The sequence below is a fragment of the Arthrobacter sp. YA7-1 genome (assembly GCF_025960325.1).
Taxonomy (GTDB): domain Bacteria; phylum Actinomycetota; class Actinomycetes; order Actinomycetales; family Micrococcaceae; genus Arthrobacter; species Arthrobacter bambusae_A.
Genome location: NZ_CP110114.1, coordinates 681,950 through 699,807 on the forward strand (window position 1 = coordinate 681,950; position 17,858 = coordinate 699,807).

Annotated in this window: 11 protein-coding genes; 3 read left to right on the plus strand and 8 right to left on the minus strand. The window is 63.1% G+C overall.

Translation table 11 applies throughout. The features are described 5' to 3' along the window. Nucleotides 1–89: 89 nt before the first annotated feature. The 3 genes from mobF to OIT41_RS03280 form a co-directional block, all read right to left on the minus strand. Nucleotides 90–3,764 (minus strand): MobF family relaxase, encoded by a 3,675-nt coding sequence (gene mobF / locus OIT41_RS03270; protein WP_241708000.1) that lies wholly within the window; start codon nucleotides 3,762–3,764, stop codon nucleotides 90–92. Between the two features lie 269 nt (nucleotides 3,765–4,033). Further along, complete coding sequence (locus OIT41_RS03275) at nucleotides 4,034–4,324, minus strand: single-stranded DNA-binding protein (RefSeq protein WP_264637435.1); 291 nt, start codon at nucleotides 4,322–4,324, stop codon at nucleotides 4,034–4,036. A 167-nt stretch (nucleotides 4,325–4,491) separates the two neighbouring features. Beyond that, nucleotides 4,492–5,427 carry a LysR family transcriptional regulator gene (locus OIT41_RS03280; RefSeq protein WP_241708002.1) on the minus strand — a complete coding sequence of 312 codons (936 nt, stop codon included), beginning with the start codon at nucleotides 5,425–5,427 and terminating at the stop codon, nucleotides 4,492–4,494. Nucleotides 5,428–5,552: 125 nt separating this feature from the next. Here OIT41_RS03280 and OIT41_RS03285 point away from each other — a divergent pair, with 125 nt between their 5' ends. Then, a complete protein-coding gene (locus OIT41_RS03285) occupies nucleotides 5,553–6,692 on the plus strand; it encodes a PrpF domain-containing protein (protein WP_241708003.1) in 1,140 nt (379 codons plus the stop codon). 57 nt (nucleotides 6,693–6,749) lie between these two features. Beyond that, entirely contained in the window at nucleotides 6,750–8,060 is a 1,311-nt protein-coding gene (gene dctA, locus OIT41_RS03290) for a C4-dicarboxylate transporter DctA (RefSeq protein WP_241708004.1), read from the plus strand. A gap of 432 nt (nucleotides 8,061–8,492) precedes the next feature. Here the strand turns inward: dctA and OIT41_RS03295 are convergent, their stop codons facing one another. The 4 genes from OIT41_RS03295 to OIT41_RS03310 form a co-directional block, all read right to left on the minus strand. After that, nucleotides 8,493–10,847: a N,N-dimethylformamidase beta subunit family domain-containing protein gene (locus tag OIT41_RS03295; RefSeq protein WP_241708005.1), complete on the minus strand. Its 2,355-nt coding sequence runs from the start codon at nucleotides 10,845–10,847 to the stop codon at nucleotides 8,493–8,495. A gap of 5 nt (nucleotides 10,848–10,852) precedes the next feature. Beyond that, on the minus strand, nucleotides 10,853–11,200 hold the full coding sequence (locus tag OIT41_RS03300) for a hypothetical protein (protein WP_241708006.1): 348 nt from the start codon (nucleotides 11,198–11,200) through the stop codon (nucleotides 10,853–10,855). A gap of 438 nt (nucleotides 11,201–11,638) precedes the next feature. Further along, nucleotides 11,639–13,045 (minus strand): APC family permease, encoded by a 1,407-nt coding sequence (locus tag OIT41_RS03305; RefSeq protein WP_241708007.1) that lies wholly within the window; start codon nucleotides 13,043–13,045, stop codon nucleotides 11,639–11,641. A gap of 123 nt (nucleotides 13,046–13,168) precedes the next feature. Further along, entirely contained in the window at nucleotides 13,169–14,332 is a 1,164-nt protein-coding gene (locus tag OIT41_RS03310; protein WP_264637436.1) for a LamG domain-containing protein, read from the minus strand. 358 nt (nucleotides 14,333–14,690) lie between these two features. Here OIT41_RS03310 and OIT41_RS03315 point away from each other — a divergent pair, with 358 nt between their 5' ends. After that, nucleotides 14,691–15,677 carry a response regulator transcription factor gene (locus OIT41_RS03315; protein WP_241708009.1) on the plus strand — a complete coding sequence of 329 codons (987 nt, stop codon included), beginning with the start codon at nucleotides 14,691–14,693 and terminating at the stop codon, nucleotides 15,675–15,677. Nucleotides 15,678–16,349: 672 nt separating this feature from the next. Here OIT41_RS03315 and OIT41_RS03320 read toward each other — a convergent pair. After that, on the minus strand, nucleotides 16,350–17,843 hold the full coding sequence (locus OIT41_RS03320; protein WP_241708010.1) for a glycoside hydrolase family 32 protein: 1,494 nt from the start codon (nucleotides 17,841–17,843) through the stop codon (nucleotides 16,350–16,352). Nucleotides 17,844–17,858: the final 15 nt, after the last annotated feature.

Consider the following 17,858-nt stretch of genomic DNA (forward strand, 5'->3'; position numbering starts at 1 on the left):
GGTCACCTGAAGTACGGCCAGGCTGTGTTCCTACTTCATGGGAGACAAAGGTGCAGACGGCATGACCGTGGAGCAGAGTGATCTTGATGTCAGAGCTGCCAACCGACAGTAATGGGGCTGGCCTGTCGGGAGATCGAATCTTCCAGCCATTGGCCGGGTTGTTGTTGCCGGTTGGGTTGGGACGAAGCCTGGTCAGCAACGCGCTTGAGGTGTTCGTACTGCGATGACTGTTCCCAATCATGGTCTGCCGGTGCAGGTCCCAGAGGGAGGGGTGAGTCGTCGATACCCCAGCGGTCCCTGTAGATGGCAACCCTGGCGACCAGGCGGGCGGTGTCTGTCGCGGTCACGTTCGGCGGGAGCGTTTGGAGGAGTTTTCGTTTCCATTCAATGTCCTGCGTCAAAGCGGCCGACGCGACTTGCTTGGCCCGCTGCCTGATCTTATGGGTTACTTGGTTGATCATGTCGGCGAGGTCGGGCCGGTTGGTATGAAGTGGTTCGGGGATGACCGCACGATCGTCGGCTGGCAGGCGGGATGAGAAATTGACGAGCCGGGCGTGCAGAACGGCTGCGACGTTCTTTGCATCGCCGCTTGTTTCCAAAGCGGCCGTGACAGTCCGCTGAGCCCCGGGCCGGCTGGCCGCGGTCGCTCGGCGCCAGGCTGCGACGGCCGCGCCCCACGAGGGGGATTGTTGCAAGACCTCAGCAATCTCCGGAGTGCGCGCCTTGATGAACCTTGTCAGATCTTCGGCGGCTGCGATCTGGGCGAGGTAGTCGTATTCCGGGCTGAGCCGGTCGAGCGTCTCGGCGCTGGACTGTTCGGCGTCGCGGACTTCGTGAGCGGTTCGCTCGGCGCCTTCTGCCGCGAGCACTTCGGCGAGGATCTCCTGCCATTGCGGTTGCAAGGTCGGGTCGAGTGGCTCGGCGTTGCCGGGGTCGTTTTCGCTGACGTACGCGTAATTGCCGCGGCGGCCCCGGGTCATACTGACATAGAGCAGTTCGCGGGTGAGACGTCCTTGGGTGACGACGGTGTGGCCGGTGTCGACCGTGATTCCTTGGGAGCGGTGGGCAGTGGTCGCGTATCCCAGTTCCACGGCCGACTCGACATACTCGCGGTGCAGTGTGACGATGGCGCCGGTGTCCCTCCGGACCGCCACCAGGGAGCCGTCGCGCTTGACTGCACGCACGACGTCGAGCAGAGTGCCGTTGCGGATGAAGTCACCGTTGCTGTCGGCAACGGTGCGGTCGTTGCGGCGAGCGATGATTGTGTCACCGCGCCCGGCACACTGCGTGTCCGCCAGGAGTGCTGTCTGTTCGGCGTCTACAAGACCCTGGATCACGCGGTCCGCCTGGGCTCGTTCGTTGAGCATGCTGACGGTGTCGTTGTCGGCGGCAATAAGGATGGACGACCTTCCCACACGGATGTCGGACTGCCACTGCAGATATGCCTGACCGACCATGTCCAGATAGGTTCCATGCCGGATCCGTTGATGCTGCTCGTAGTCGCTGATGGCTGCGACGTCCCCGGTACGGAGCTTTAACGAGGCATCCCGTTCCCAGGCATTCTCGAAGCGCCAGATGGTGCTCAACCGGGCGGTCTTGCCCTGGCGGTCCAGCCAGCCCAGGACACCGCCGGCGTCGATGGCATCCAGCTGCCCGGGATCGCCCACCAACAGGACCTTGGCCCCGGCGTCCCGGGCCTGTTCCACAAGCGCGGCGAGCTGAAGGGTCGACACCATCGAGGCCTCGTCGACGACAACCAGCTGGTTCCAATGGAACCGCCACCGGTTCTGCTCTGCGGAGAGCCAAGCGGCTTTCTGTGCGAGCAGAGCGGTCTGCGGGCTTGACTTAGCCACAGGATTTGTGAGGCGCCGCTCTGCATCGAAGAACCGCTCAGCCCGGCGACTGGCCCCCTCACCGGCGGACTCGTACAGCCACTTCGCGACATTCTCCGCGACCATGGACAGTTCCCGCCCGAGAACCTCGGCGCTCGCCGCCGCGGGCGCCAATCCGACTACGCTGCCTACTCCGAACTCTGCTTCCCAGGCTGCCTTGACCGCGCCGAGGGCGGTGGTCTTACCGGTTCCGGCGGGTCCGACGACGGCGTCGAGCCGATTTCCGCTTAGCAGGATCTCTGCAGCGGCGGCCCGCTGGTCGACGTGCAGCCCGAATTTGCCGTGGTGCTGGTAGCCGGCGAGTTCATCCATGGCGACCATTGGCCGGACGGCGGGGCCGCCGTCGTCGTTCCTTGCTGCCATGACGGCCTCCTCGAAGGCGAGGGTCGACGCATCGGTGTAGAGGCGGGAGCCGTGAAAATCGAAAACGCTTTGCTTGCCGATGCGGAGATCCGGCTGTGCGTACGCGGGGACGCTGTAGCGGTGGTCGTTGAGGGGGACCGATTGGTTTCCGGCGGCGGTGGCGACGGCGTCGATCAGGGCGTTGCGATCCTCCGGTGTGTGGCAGCGGATCGCGGCGCAGACCCGTTCGGCCTCAGCGAGGAGGTTCCAGCGGTTCCAGGTGGCGCGTTTGGCCGCGACCCGCTCCCGGGTGAGCGACGCGACGGCGTCCATCCACTCGGCGGTGAAGTCGCACGAGCGGAACGGGTTTGTCCGTGCCCGCCGGACGGTGTTGGCCAGCACGAGTCGGGGGTCGAAGCCCTTGGCTTCGGCGCGTGCCCGCCACTGCACGGAGAGTTGGTGCAGAGGCTCGATGGTCTCGGCTTTGGGGGTTCGTGTGGAGAGAGTTGCCTGCTGGCGGAGCTTGATCGTGGTTGTCGCCGTTGGGGGAGTGCCGTGGGCCGCGGTCCACGCGGCCACGAGGCGGTCGGTTTCCTGATCGATGAGGCGTGACCGGTGGGAGAATTCGCGGATCAAGACGTCGTCGACGCCGGTCAGGTGCGCACTCGGGTTATGCGTGGTGGTTGCGGGCTCGCGGATGTCGATGTCGGTCCCGAGGTGGCGATGTAGGGCATCGAAGAGCAGCCCGTTATAGTGCTCACTGGCGGCGACCGCGGCCTTGTAGAGCGTCCTTGAGTCGAGGGTGACCCAGGCGCCGTCGGTGATCCGCTGGACGCGGTTGGCGATGATCAGGTGTGTGTGGAGTTGCGGGTCCCCGGCGCGCGACTCCCAATGGTCGAAGGCGGCGGCGATGGCTCCCGTGGTGCCGATGCGAGCAACGCCATTGCGTCCGGATCTTGTATGGATGACGGACTCTTCCAACCATTCCAGGGTGGCGTTGAGGGCGTCGTGGTGGGTTTGCAGGATCTGGTCCTGGAGGCTCCTTGGGCTCAGCGCCCAGAGCACGGAGACTGATTTGGGGACGCTGAACGTCAGATCGAATCCGGCGACAGCGCGGCGCGTGCCGGCTTGTCCCTGGCTGTTTTGGACGAGTGTGGGTTGGCCGTGCGGGCGGCCCAGGGGAGCGCCGGTGTCCGGATGGACAGTTTCGTCGAAGATGGCTTTGGCATCGGTTTCGGTGACTGGGTCGCCGCTGGCGCGGTTGATACCTTGCACGCCGGAGCCGAGCCAGCGCCCCTGCGGCGTCCCGGCCTTCATGTAGTAGCTTGTGGCGTCCGGGGGAGTCGGCGACACATCATCCCTCATCGTGGTCTTGAACAGGTACCTCAGACCCGACTGCGCGGAGAGCCTGGCGATGGACATGGTCATGGCCGTCTCCGGGTCCGCCGCCGGCGGTCTCGCTGCCCGTTGCCGCAGCTCGTAGAGCAGAATCGCCGCGAGGTGCGAGACTGTTCGCAGTCTTGACCACATTGACCGCAAGCCTTCCCATTCACGTCGGTTCATCAACGACGAGCCCGCCTGCTACATGACACGCCGTGAGTCGGCACTCACGGCGGCGGCCTTGGATGCCAGAGGTGTGCATGATGCGGATGTTCGGATGATGCGGATGTTCAAATGATGCACGTGCTCCTTCAGCGGGTCGAGGGATGAGGATTGTTATACCGCTTGCGTTGCCTGCTTAGATGGACGCGGATGCGGCGCGACCGTAGAAGGCGTCCAGGGCGACGTAACCGAATTTTCTAGGTAGGTGACCGTTTCCTGGGTGAGCGCGATGAGTTGTGGGATGAGATCCGCAGGGACGCGGCGACGTTCTCGGCCATATCCCGCCACACAGTGGCCCGGAGGAAAAGCGTCTCCCCGTCTATCCACTCATTGGAGGCCGGATCGAAGGTACGAGGCGTCGAAGCAATCGTGAAGTTCGCGACGGGAGTGCCTTCAGTGTTCCCGAACCCACGGGAAACGGGAGAAAATCTCAGTTCTGGATCCGCATTTAGATTTTCGATCACTGTAATGGTTGTTTCGCCGGCCATGATGTGTGTCAGTTTCCGAAGTCGCCTGCACGGGATGCCAGAAGTCCTCTGCCCTCGGAATCAGGCAGCGGTCATTTCGGTATGGGCCGACCGATCCGCCAGAGGGCACACGTGCCTACGTTGATGGCTCAAGGAACGAGAATCCGCGCGTAGTGGCGGCACGGGACTTACGAACTGGGGTTGCCTGATGCGAGTGCGGTGCTTTGCAAGCGTTTCGCCGTTGCCCGGAATACGGACGAGGCTTGCTGCCCGGCGGGGCTGAGCCTGCGGTTGGCAAGGTGGGCGAGGAGGATCCTCCGCGTCGGGGAGCCGGCGAGCGGAACGGCGATGATGTCTGGACGGAGCGCGCTCAGGGCGAGCTGCGGGGCCAGTGCGATGCCGATGCCCGCGGCGACCATACCCTGCGTCTCTTGGTAGTCGTTGGCCGCGAAGGCGATGCGCGGTTCGAAGCCGGCATCGCGGCAGACCCGTCGGAGGACGTCGGCCACGGGGTGTTCGTCGCGGACGATCCACTCCTGGTCTCTCAGCGTGTCGATCCGCACGGCGCGACGCGCCGCGACAGGGTGGTCGCGCGGTACGAGCAGCATGGTGGGGTCATTCATGAGCCGAACGACGTTCAGGTCCTCGTCCTCGATGCGCTCCCATGGGTAGTCCCACAGCAGCGTGAGCTCGATGTCCCTCCGCCGCAGCCGTTCGAGCAGGCCGTCGCGACGCGCGCTGACCACCGTGACGGCGACCTCCGGATGGCGCGCGCGGAAGGCGAGCACGACGTCAGGCATGAGGGAAGCCCCGACGGTGGGGAACGTCCCCATGTGCAGTTGGCCTCGCCTCAGCCCGGCGAACTCGCCCATCTCGGCCCGAGCGGCCTCGATTGTCCTGTCGATGTCGTCCGCATATCGCAGGAGAGCCTGACCTGCATCGGTGAGCACGACGCCCCTGGGATGCCGGTCGATCAGGGCGACGCCTACTTCGTGTTCAAGCTTCGCGACCTGCTGGGAGACGGCTGACGTCGTGAAGGAGAGAGCCGCCGCGGCGGACGTCAAGGAGCCGGAACGGCTTACCTCGCGGAGCAGATGGAGCCTGTGCAGGTCAAGGTCGGCCATGCACTGAGTTTAGCAAAAGTGAAGGCCCATCAAGAATCCTGTGATTGTGCTGAACTATCGGGGAGTGGATCGTAGAAGGAGCAGGCGCCGCGAGGCGCGACCACGACACGTGAAGGAAGAAGACCATGCAACTGCGCGGTCATTGGTACCGGGGCGGCACGAGCAAGTGCTGGCTCTTCGACGCCGAAGACGTGGCACCTCACGCCGGGAGCCGCGAGGAGATCCGCAACCTGCTGGCCGATGCCTTCGGCGCAGCGGATGCCCGCCAGCTCGACGGCGTCGGCGGCGGCACCTCAACGACGTCCAAAGCAGCCGTCGTCCGGGCCACCCCCGACGGCCCGGCCGACCTCGATTACCTCTTCGCACAGGTCGGGATCGGTGACCCTACCGTGGAACTCGGTTCCAACTGCGGCAACTGCGCCACCGCGATCGCCCTGTACGCCGTCCAGTCGGGTGTCGTTCCCCCCGGGGCGGGAACAACACGGGTCAGGATGCGCAACCTCAACACCGGAGCCGTGCTGAGCGGCACGATCGCCACCCCCGGCGGCAGCATCCCGACGTCGGGCATGGCCCTGGTCCCCGGCAGCAGCGCGCCGGGCGTGCCCGTGAGCCTCTCGTTCCACGCCCCGTGGGGGCGGACCACGGGCGCGGTTCTGCCGACGGGAAGCGCGGCCGACAAAATCGCTGCTGACGGGCTTATTCTTACGGCGACCCTGGTTGACGCGGGGGCACCGGCGGTGCTGATTCCGGCTGACGAGGCAGGCATCGACCTGTCCTCGATGACGGGCAATCTGTCCGAGCGCCTGCCAAGGCTCGTGGCAGCCCGCGCGTCTGCCGGTCTGAAGATGGGGCTGAGGAAGCCTGAAGATCCTCCGCAGAACGCTGTGCCGAAGGTCGGCGTCGTTGCAGCGCCCGGCGACTACATCGCGGCCGACGGAACGAGGATCGCGGCGGACAGCCATGATCTGCGGGTGCGGATGCTCTCGATGCTCGCGCCCCACCCCGCCATCGGCCTGACGTCCGCCGTGGCAGTTTCCCTCGCTGCTGCCCTGCCTGGATCGGTTGTGGCCAAGGCGCTGCGCCCGGCGGACAGTGCTCACCAAGGGCGCCGGCTTCTGCGCATCGGAACGCCTGCCGGTGTCATCACCACCGAGGTCGTCAGCGACGACAACGGTTGCGTCAGCGAGGTCGGCCTCCACCGGGCGGCCCGCCAACTCGCCGTCGCCGACATCGACGTCGCTCAGCCTGTGGCACAGACTGCCTAGCCCCTTCAATCCGCCCTAGCCATCATTTGATGCGGCATTCACCCAGGAAGTTGTTCAATGAAGATCAAATCCATTCTCGGACACCTCTATGTCCAGGTACTCATCGGCGTCGCGCTCGGCATCCTCGTCGGCGCGCTGTGGCCCGACCTCGGTTCCTCCCTCAAGCCGCTCGGCGACGGTTTCGTGAAGCTTGTGAAGTTCATGATCGCGCCGATCGTCTTCTGCACCATCGTCAGCGGTATAACCTCCCTGACCGACACCAAGAAGGTCGGCCCGACCCTGATCCGTTCACTGGGCTTGTTCTACGTGCTCACGTTGGTGGCGCTGGCCATCGGCCTGGGTGCGGTCATGCTTTTCCAGCCGGGCGTGGGCATGCACATCAACCCGGCCCACCTCGATACCTCGGTCGCCTCGAAGTACACAACCCAGCTGCCCAGCAGCAACCCGGCGGACTTCCTGCTGAGCATCATCCCCACCACCTTCATCGGAGCCTTCGCCGACGGCGAAGTCCTGCCCGTACTCGTCATCGCGCTGCTTTGCGGCTTCGCCTTCAGTAAGCTCGGCGCACCCGGCCAGCTGGCCCTGAACGTGGTCAACAGCTTCAACAAACTGCTGTTCGTCGTGTTCGGCTACCTCATGAAGGTCGCCCCCATCGGGGCGTTCGGCGCCATGGCGTTCACGGTGGGCAAGTACGGAGCCCACTCGATCGGCAACCTTGGAATGTTGATCCTCGCCTTCTACGCCGCGTGCATCATCTTCGTGGTCCTCGCCCTCGGCATCCTCGCAAAGCTCACCGGTTTCAGCCTCTGGCGGATCCTGCGCTACTTCCGCGACGAGTTCCTCATCGTCCTCGCCACATCCTCCAGCGAACCCGTCCTTCCGTGCCTGCTCTCCAAGCTCGAGCGCCTCGGCTGCGACCGCGGTGTCGTCGGCCTCGTGGTCCCGACCGGCTACTCCTTCAACCTCACCGGCACCGCGGTCTATCTCACGCTCTCCTCCATGTTCATTGCCCAGGCCTGCGACATCCATCTCAGCTGGGACCAGATCCTGCTCATGCTCGGAATGATGCTGCTGACCTCCAAAGGGGCAGCGGGCGTGACGGGCAGCGGCTTCGTCGCCCTCGTCGCGACCCTGACGATCATGCCCACGCTGCCGGTTGCCGGCGTGGCCCTCATCGTAGGCATCGACCGCTTCATGAGCGAAGCCCGCGCCCTCACCAGCACCATGGCCAACATCGTCTCGTGCGTCGCCATCGCCAAGTGGCAGCACGCGCTCGACACCGACAAGCTCCAAACCGAACTCAAAGCTGGCTTCGTGCCCGCCGAGGCGGAAAAGCACCAGCTGAGCGAACCGGCCCTGGCCCACTGAGAGAGCCCACTGCGCGTCGGGCTCCTGCCCCTGGCAGGGGCCTGACGCCAGAGTAAGAAGCACCGAAACATCTCAGAGCAGCCGCCCCGGGAGCCTGCGAAATGCGAACCAACACTCAGGGGTCCCCTCCACAAAGCCGCATCGGACACCAGGCCCTGCATATTCCATCGCAACAGGTAACCCGAAAGTCGGGGTGCAGGAGCACGGGTCCGATGCCAACGCGGTGGGGAGCAGAACGCTGCTCCCCGCCGCGTCCCCACGGGGACCGGCTCAAAACTGAACTGCTCCCCGTAAGTCAGAACTGAATTCTCAGTCCAACTTTCGGGGAGCAGTTCATCTTGAAGATGGCCCGCCGTCTGCACTCCTGTCCAGCAGGTGCTTTCTAGAAGTGGCCGGGCTGGTGGCGCGCCGATCCGGTTTTTGGATCGAGAATCAGCTCCCAGCTGGCTGGAATGAGCTTTCGCTGAGGATTTCCCGGAGCGGTTCGGTCCTGCGGAAGCGCCTGAGGACGTTGCCGGTGATCTTAGCGACGTTGTTGTCGTAGTTGTTGTGGGACAGTGCCGCGGTGTAGGCGATGGAGCCGACGGAGAAGAAGCCGCCTCCGCCGTCCAGCGCGCAGTACACGATGTCGGAACGGACTCCGGGTTGCTCTGTGGCTCCGATGCCGGGAATGGATTCGTAGACTTCTTCTGCGGCCAGGAGGTACGCGTCGGAAAGGGGCCCGGAGGTGGCGAGTACGAGGGTGCCGGGCGGTGAACCCAGTCCGGGCTGGTAGCAGTCGACCTCGGCGCCTGCGGCTCCGCCGCCCATGATGCCGAAATCGCCGATGTGTTCGTCTTCGCCGATTCCCTGGAAGATGAACCCGGCGGCCGGTGAGTGGCTGTCCTCGAGCCGCTCATAGTAGGTGCAACGGTCAAAGCCTTGAGCGGCGAATCCTACTCCTGCGAGCTTCTGGGGCGGCAGACCCTTGTTCCTCCAGATCCCGGCAAGTTCACCGGAAGTGGCGTGGCGCTTGTCTCCATACGGGGATTGGTGGGGGCGCGTGCCACCGTCCGAGCGTCGGAGTTCCATCAGATGTGGTTGTTCGGGGTCGAAGGAGATGGTGGCGTAGAAACCGTTGCCGCCCAGGTACATGAGTCTGCCGCCGTTGGATGTGAACTCCTCCAGCGCTGTGAGCTCGTTGCGCGTCACATACTCGGGATGGCTGCCGGTGATGACCACCTGGTAGTCGCGGAGCAGGTCGTAGCCTTCGCGGTCGAGGTCCTCATCGGTGATGGCATCGAAGTCGCAGTTCTCGACTTCGAGCCAGTGCACGATGCACAAGTCCGCTGGAAGCCCCCACACACCTTCTGCCTGGAACCATGCACGGTGTTTGGGCTGCAGGGTCAGGATGGGTTTGCGGACGCTGCCGAAGACGACCCCGGACCCGTCGTTGTGGATCTCATAGCAGGAGCGCCCGAATTCGGGATGGTCCTGGAGCGTGAGGTCTTCGCGGTCGAGAATGGGGGTGCGGCTGACGATAATTTCGGCGCCGTCTGCTTCGAAGGCAATCCGGTCGTTGGCGTAGGCCAGATACGTGGCGGTAGAGAAGAGCACGGCGACGTCGTTTTTCTTTTGGCCTGCCCGGACGAAGAAGGGAAGGTACTGCTCTGCTCCGTCCGCGGTGAGTTTGGCTGCGTACACTCCGCTGGGCAGGTCCGAGGGAACGTTCAGGGTGAACGCGGCCGGCCAGCCGGCGTCGGTGATGTCGTCATCGTGGAAGTGGATCGCATCGTATTCATCGGGAACCAGCCGGAAGTCGTCGATGAGACCTGTGAACGAATGGCCCGCTACGGCGCGGGTGGGTGCGTTGTGGCATCTGCCGTGGAGCTGGTTTGTGGATTGGTCGAGTACGTCCCACAGGAGCAGTCCGTCCTCGCGGCGGCTGCGCCCAAAGTGCCAGTCAGCGATGGTGTCGGTCGTGCCCGGGGTGGAGCGCTGGATCGAGACGCCGCCGATCTTGCCGTTGAAGCCGTTGGCCGCGAGCCATCGTTCCCCGTCCGACCGGGCGCCGGCACCGATGCGGAAAGGAGCGTCCGCGACTGCGGCTGCGGACGGTCGGGCGGCCACGACTTTTTCTTCGGGCTCCAGGGGCAGCGCCTGGTCGGTGTACCGGTTCATGATGTTGGACAGCGGAGCCTGGATGAGGCGGATGCGGCCGGCCGCCGCGTCGACTTCGACGTGGAGCGTGTACCAGTGATGGCCTTCCAAGGGGCTGTCCAGTGAAACGGACTTTACGGCCCCTTGTTCGCTCCAGATGAAGGTGGGTCGCCCGGCATCCAGGACGAGCGCGTAACCGGTAGCGGATTCCTCTGCCCAGTTTCCCAAGATGACCTGCCGGTCGTTTCCGCCCCCGAACGAGTTCTGGGTGACGTGGTAGGCGCCGAAGTTCCCGGAGCGCGAGCTCAAGGGCAGGGTGGGGTATACCTTGGCCCGGATGACCAGTCCCTCCGGGCTGGTCAGCAGTGAGGAAGGGTCGGGTATCTCGACGTAGGATCCTGGCTGGCAGGCGTACGTCGTCCCCTTTTTTTCACCATCGATTTCTGAACGGACCGGTGCTTCGAGGAATCCCGGTCCGGCTTCGCCGGTGAACCCGTGGCGTAGCCGGACCAGCGACGCCTGGTAGGCGGAGGCTCCTTCGCAGCTGACGTGGAAGGAGAGGCTCTCTCCGGGGCGGGCAGCGAAGCGGTCGGTGTAGCCGAAGATTTTCGGTTCGGGCCGGGTCTCTGGTTTGGGTGCTGCGGTCATTTTGTTTAGCTCTCCAAAAAATTCTTGCGGCGCAGCGAGAACACTCGGCGCAGCGCGTCTTCGTAACTGTGGAATGTTCCCGGCAGGAGGAGGAGATTTCCTGGTGCTCCGAGGGTGATCCTGCCGATGCCCCACGGCCCGTTGGGGCCAAGGTTCAGGATGATCTCCTTGCCGTTGGCGGAGGCATTCCCGAGTGCCCGCACGACGCGGGCTGTCTTGTCGTCGTGGGGGCCTAATGGGCAGCGGTCGTAGGCGGCTGTTACGTCACCTGTAAAGTCGCGACGGAGCCGGGATGAGAAACGTTCCTCGAAAATGCTCATGAGCTCGGATGAGCGGTCCGCGCTGGTACGCATCACTTCGCCCCGGTTCGGCCACGGTGGAAGTAGCCAGGCTTTGGACTGGTCCGCGGAGTCATGTAAGGGTCTCGCTTTCGTTGTTGAGGTGGTGCCGGTCGTGCGACGGGCTGGCTGGCAGGGAGACAGCCTGCTTGCGTTGACCGTGCCCAGACGTTTGTTGGCTATAACTTCCACGGTATGACCGGGCTGGCTGTGGAGGTATCGGTAGTTGTACGTACCGGTCGGGTCGCTCACGGAGTTGGTTTAGGTGGTGGCCCGGCCGTGGAGTTTCACGGACATTGATGTAGCCGAAGCACCCTCTCACGGACCCAGCCGTGGATTGGCCCCGCTGAACCCGGTGTCCGCGAGCTGTACCGGATCACCGGTTCTGGCTTGAGAGTCAGAACCGGTGATCCTTCCCCAGAAGGCGGCTGCAGGGTTGGTCTCGGCGGGGATTTAGAGGCCGTCTTCCGTTTCAAGCGTGCGGCCGGACCGTTTCAGAACGAGTGCGACGACGGTGCCGATGGCCAGCCATGAGATGCCGATGATTTTGGCCAGGATGTTGGTGCTGTAGAGCGCGTATCCGAGCACGACAATGCCGAGCACGGGAGAGATCCAGTGGATGAAGTACTTCCTGCTGGACTGACGTACGCCGAAGTGGATAATGACGCTGATGTGAAGCAGGATGTAGGCCGTGAGGGCGCCGAAGGTGACCATGGTGACGATGACATCGATCTGTCCCACTCCCAGCACTCCGATGATGGTGGTGAGGATCGTCACTACGATCATGGCCGCTGTCGGGACCTGGTGCTTTTTACTCACGACGGCCAGACGGCGGGGCAGCTGGCCGTCACGGGCCATTGCGAAGATCATCTTCGATGTGGTGGCGTGGGAAACCAGGACGTTGGCGAACAGTGCGATCATGGCTGTGATCAGGGTGAAGACGATCTTGAACCAGGGGGCCACTACGGTTTCGGCGATGTAGTAGAAGGCGTTGTTCACCGCGTCGCCGTCGGCGAATGGCGTGTTGTTGGGGACAAACAGGGCCGCCAAATAGACCTGTGCGACGAATAACGCGATCACGAGCCACAGGACGATCATGGTTGCTTTCGACACGGTTTTTCCGCCGCCCTTGGCTTCCTCGTTGAGCGTCGAAATCGCGTCGAAGCCGATGTAGCTCAGGGCAGCGACCGGGATGGCCGTGAAAACGAGGTCCCAGGAGAAGAATTCAGGTTGGTAGAACGGGGCAAGGCTGAACTGCGCCCGCCCTTGGGCGATCGCGACCAAGGCCCCGCCGACGAAAACGATGAGCGCCGCGCCCTGGATGATCAGGAAGATCATGTTCATCCGGGCCGTGACAACGATGCCGCGGAGATTGATAAAGGCCACCACAACGAGGAAACCTATGACCCAGATCCAGCCCGGAACATCGGGCATGAGCGCTGCCATGGCGGACGCTGCGAGAATCAACAGCAGCGCCGGCAGGAGCAGGTAGTCCAGGAGGATGGCCCACCCCGACAGGAACCCCACGAACTTCGTGGTACCTAGGCGGACATACGAATATACGGACCCGGCAACGGGGTACTCCTTGGCCATTTCCTTGTAGCTGACGGCGCTGAAGTACATGGCAATTCCGGCAACGAGGTAGACCAGCGCGGCCATGCCGTGGGAGAAATTGAAGATGGTACCGAACACGGCCACCGGGGCCAGCGGGACCATGAAGATGAGGCCGTAAACGACGACATCGGTCAAGGTCATGGTGCGGTTGAGCTCTTGCTTGTAGCCGAGCGCCCCTAGTTTTTGCTCTTCGACGTCGTTGACTCCGGCGTCGTCGGGCGACGTAGCAATACTTTCGCTTTTCATGGGCTATCTGTGCCTCTCGGAAGAATCCTAGACTTGGGCTGTGGATTCCGTAAGTGGATCTGGGTTAGTTGGATGAGCGGTTGGTGGGTGCTCAATGATGCGACTTGGCCTCGTGGGCGGAACTCAATCGGGTGCGGCCCCCGTGCCGTCTGCCCTGTGCAACGTCGGTTGTCTCGGCGGCGAGACGACAAACGGGACATATTCCTCGGTATTCGCGGCGCGTATCCGCACGGCATAGAACCCGCTTTCCAGGGATTCCGGGACTGCGAGGGTGATCTGCGACTGCCATCTCTCGGGATCAGGCTGCCTGTCCAGCAGACGGATGGCGCCGTACCTTTCCGGCGCGGTCCTGAAGTTTTCGATCGCGTTGCCAAGATGCCCCTGGACCGCCCTCAGCGGTGCATTCACGCAGCGGGCGTCAAAAGAACCGGTGATGTCGGGCACTTCATCGGGGTGGATGCCGTCGTCGGAATGCCCTTGGGAGAAATCCCATGCCGCAAGTAGGGCAGGAGAGTCCAAGCGCCGGGCGTGCAGCCCCGGCAGATCCGAGGCACTTGTTGCGTTCGCGATGGCGTAGGGGGATTCAATCGTTCCCCTGAAGGATTCTTCGGCAGCCGTCCAGTGTGAAGTGAGCTTGGCGCTGGCGCCGATCATGATCGGCGCGGGCGTTAGCTGCGCGAGTCTGCAATGATCAGTTGTTGTCCGGGTTTTGCGGGCTCTCGGGGACGCTATACGTCGGGACCCCACGCCCGCGGAGCATGGTTTCTGAGACAGGGCCCCGAGACCTGATGCGAGGTCGTAGGTCGCGGCCACTTCGTACCAGATGCCCGGCTGGAGAGGTTCGGGGATGCTGAGCTCCATCCTGGCCTCGCCGTGGCCGGCCAAAAGCGTCAGCTTTCCCTTCTGAAGGAATATTCCGAATCCCGCGCCCATGCTTGTGTCCCACGCGGTGAGAACCGCTTGCCGGGCGGCCGTCGGCGCGTCGGAGCGTATGAAAGCCCCGAAGGTAACGCCAGCAGCCCCGCTGAAGACATTTTCGCTGCCTGGCACTTCCAGGTAGGGGTGGCGGCAAATTCCATGCCGGCGGCGTTCATATCGTGCATTGATACTGCTGCGCACCGCAGTTCCTCCCAGCTCCGGATTCGCTTCTTCGCCTCGGCTGCCTTTGAGACGCAGCAGTTGCGTCTCAAAACTGGATGCGCCCCGGCAAGTGATGGTGAAACAGATGCCCGCCGACGGGCTGACAGTGAACCGGTCCGCCTGCCCGTGAAGCTCAGGAGCGGCCATCGCTCAGGTCCTTCGTTCCGGCCTTGCCGCCGCACGAGGCGGGTCGGATTCGCTGATCGAGTAGGCAACTGTGCCCGCACGCCATGATGGATTCACCGGGTTTTGGCTCAATGCTTTTCACTTTGTGCTCTTTCACGACCGATACAAGGCTCACCGCTTTGTGTAATCAAGCCTATGAATGCGGCCGCGCCTGCAGTATCGGTATTTATACGTACTGCCGAGCAACCGGGCGGACGAAGGCATGGAAATCACGGGGGCCGTTCAGATGTTGGAACCCGGGCATGAGCGACCCGGATCGTGAGCCGTATAATTAAGCCGCATACCCGGAGGACACGTTCCTCCTGTCTTGGAGGCCTTGATGGTCAGCGGAAAGTCCCGGATTCTACTCAAGGCGGCTTTTGCTGCCGGTGCGGCGCAATATCACCTTGACGGTGCTGACCAGATCCTGCACATCCTGGCCGATGGCACCAGGCATGACGCTGCGGCGTTGCTCTTCTGGGACCCAGTCCAAGCCCGGCATGATGTCTTGGCAAATGATGGCTACCAGCCGGAAACCCTGGCCGCGTTGGGCGACCCTTACGCTGCAACCAAGGCACATCGGAAGCTGTTGAAACTGCATCGACCGTTGCGCATTGATGACTTGAAGTACGACTACCGGGAAACCCGTCTGTATCAGACCGCGCTGGCACCGGCAGGCTTTTCCGATGGGATGAGCACGTGCCTGATTTCCGACGATGGCCAATACTCGGGAATGCTCCATCTCTCGGCCGCTCATTTCCACAACTTCGACGATGATGCCCGGGACCTCATCGGCGCTCTCTCACCGATCGTCGCTGAGCTGTGCCGACGTCAAACCGCGGGTTACCCCACGCTCCGGCTTCGGGAAGATTGCAAAGCCGCCCTCTTCGACGGAGAGGACGATCCCCGCCCCGTCATCTCCAGGGCCATGAGCAGCGTGGTCTTCCGGCCGCATTTCCGCGAATTCGTCGCCCGGTTCCTCGCAGGCGACGCAGCTTCCGTCTCAGGGCTGTGGGCCACGGACAACGGCACGGTCGCGCTGGAAATCACCCGCACGGCCGCGGCATGGGCAGGACACCGTGACGTTGCCCTGATCGTTGAAACACCGATGGAACTTCCGTTCGGACTGACCACGAGGGAAGCGGAGGTCATCGATCGGATAACGGCGGGGCGCTCAAATCAGCAGATTGCCTCCGAACTCGGTATTTCCATCCGCACCGTCACAACACACGTGGAGAACATCCTCGTCAAGATGGCACAGGAATCCCGCTCGGGTGTGGCCTCGGTGGCCATCGGTGCGGGCCTGCGTCGGCTCGACCTAAGGTAGCGACCGTCGTTGCGGAGGCGCAACGCAGTCAGGCCCTTCACGGACCTTGGAACAGGATCGGGCGCCAAGGGTTCGTCGTCCGGGCCTGCATTCCAAGATATGGACTGACGTGCCAGTTGTTTTGTCTTGTAAGTCTTGCGTTTTGAGACGGAGGGGTTACTAGACACGTCAATCGGACTTCTGACCCTGCAAGACCAAGAACTAATTACTGACTTTGAGAGAACCAGACCCGCCTGGCTACCAACCACCATCTCCAAGTAGGCGGACCAGGAAAGCCGCGCGGGCTTCCACAGATTCCTCGGTGTGTATAGCCCCACACTCTTGGGCCGGGAGGCGTGCAGTCGGTCGCAGCACGAAACCTGAAAGTCAGGCGCCGCCTCCCGGGCCAAATCACCTTCCAAGGACAGGTTGCAGGTCCACATGTCACTCGAGAAGGACTCATTGCTGGCGATCGCGATGGAGTTCTTTTCCTCCACTCGGTGAGGACCGGGAACAGCAGTTCGGCGCGGCGGAGGTAGTGACTGCAGGGCAGCGGCAAGGCGTTCAAACCCACGCGCGCCAGGGGACTCTCTATTTCAGGCGCGTGCCCTGGCCGGCAAGCTGGGCCGCCGTCGTCCACCCGCCGCGTTGATTGGGTGGGTCTGAAACCATCCGGCGGTTGGGCAGCCATGGTCAGGCGAGGGTGATGAGCCTGAGCGAAGTGACCTTTGCTGTTCCTCCGGTGGTGTACAGCGATACGCCGGTGCTGGAGGGGTCTGGGAAGACCAGTTCGGTGAGGGTGATTTCTCCGTCTTGGGCGAAGATCTCCACAGAGCAGTGGTCAACGAAAATGCGCAGGTTATACGCTCCATCCACGGCACGCAGGGGCGCGGTGTCGATCGATGCGAAGGCGCTGTGGAACGCCGTGTTGCCCGAGACCGTTCGATCCACGAGCAGTCTGCCGTCACCCGGACGGATGCCGATCCTTATACCTTCGTTGCCGTTGCCGCGGATCACGAGGCCAAATTCCTCTGCGGAACCGGGCACAAACGTTACCTCGATGAGTTGCACGGAGCCCCCGCCTGCCACGGAACGGATGCCATCGACGTCCAGCTCTGTGTAGGCAACTGTGCGGGTAAGCGCTGCGGGGTCAATCACGGCCTGCTGGGTGAGGTGCGGTGCCCCTTCAGAGGTGACGAGCGAGACCTCGCGTACAAGCGACATGGGGCTTCGCCACGGGGAGGTTGGAATGTCGTTGCCGTACTGCCAGTTGTTCATCCAGGCCATCGTGAGCCGGCGACCGTCCGGAACGTTGCTGAAGGACACAGCCGCGTAGTAGTCCCGGCCCCAGTCGAGCCAAAGATACTCGGCCATGTGCGCCGGATCCTGGTCGCCTCCAGTGACCGTGGTTTCGGACCTGAACGTCACGCCGTCAAAGTCTCCCACGAAGTACTGTCCAGCAGATCCTCCGTTCGGCCCGCCGGGATTGAGGTTAACGGTCAGCACCCATCTGATCAGGTCCTCGTTCCCGTCAAGTGGCAGAGGAAACAGGTCAGGACATTCCCAGACTCCGCCAGTAGCGTTGGCCGGCCCAAAACTGCTGAGGTAGTCCCAGCTCTTCAGGTCATCCGAACGGTACATCACGACCGTGAAATCCAGTGCCTCGACAGCGACCATTACCCAATAGGCGCCGGCCGGGCCGTTGTAGCGGAACACCTTCGGGTCGCGGAAGTTCGCGGAATTGCGGTTCAGGACCGGGTTTCCGTGGTACTTGGACCAGGTGTAGCCGCCGTCCGTGCTCCACGCGAGTGACTGGGCCTGGATCCCGGCGTGCTGTGAGTTCTCCTTGTAGGCACTTGTGTAGATGGCGACCAGGGGTGCAGCAGTTCCGTCGCCGAAGCCGCTGGTGTTGTGCTGGTCGTAAACGACGCTGCCGGAGAAGATGTCCTCGTATTCGTCGCAGGCAATAGCGACGGGTTGCTCTGTCCACGTGATGAGGTTCGTGGAGGTGGCGTGCCCCCAGGACATGTTTCCCCAGACATTCCCAAAGGGGTTGTTCTGGTAGTAGAGGTGGTAATTACCCTCGTAGTAGATGAGGCCGTTGGGGTCATTGAGCCAGGTGTCCTTGCTGGCGTAATGCATCGCCGGCCGGAAAGCCTCACGTGTGGGCGCGGTTACCGCAGTCATGAATCAAAGTCTCGT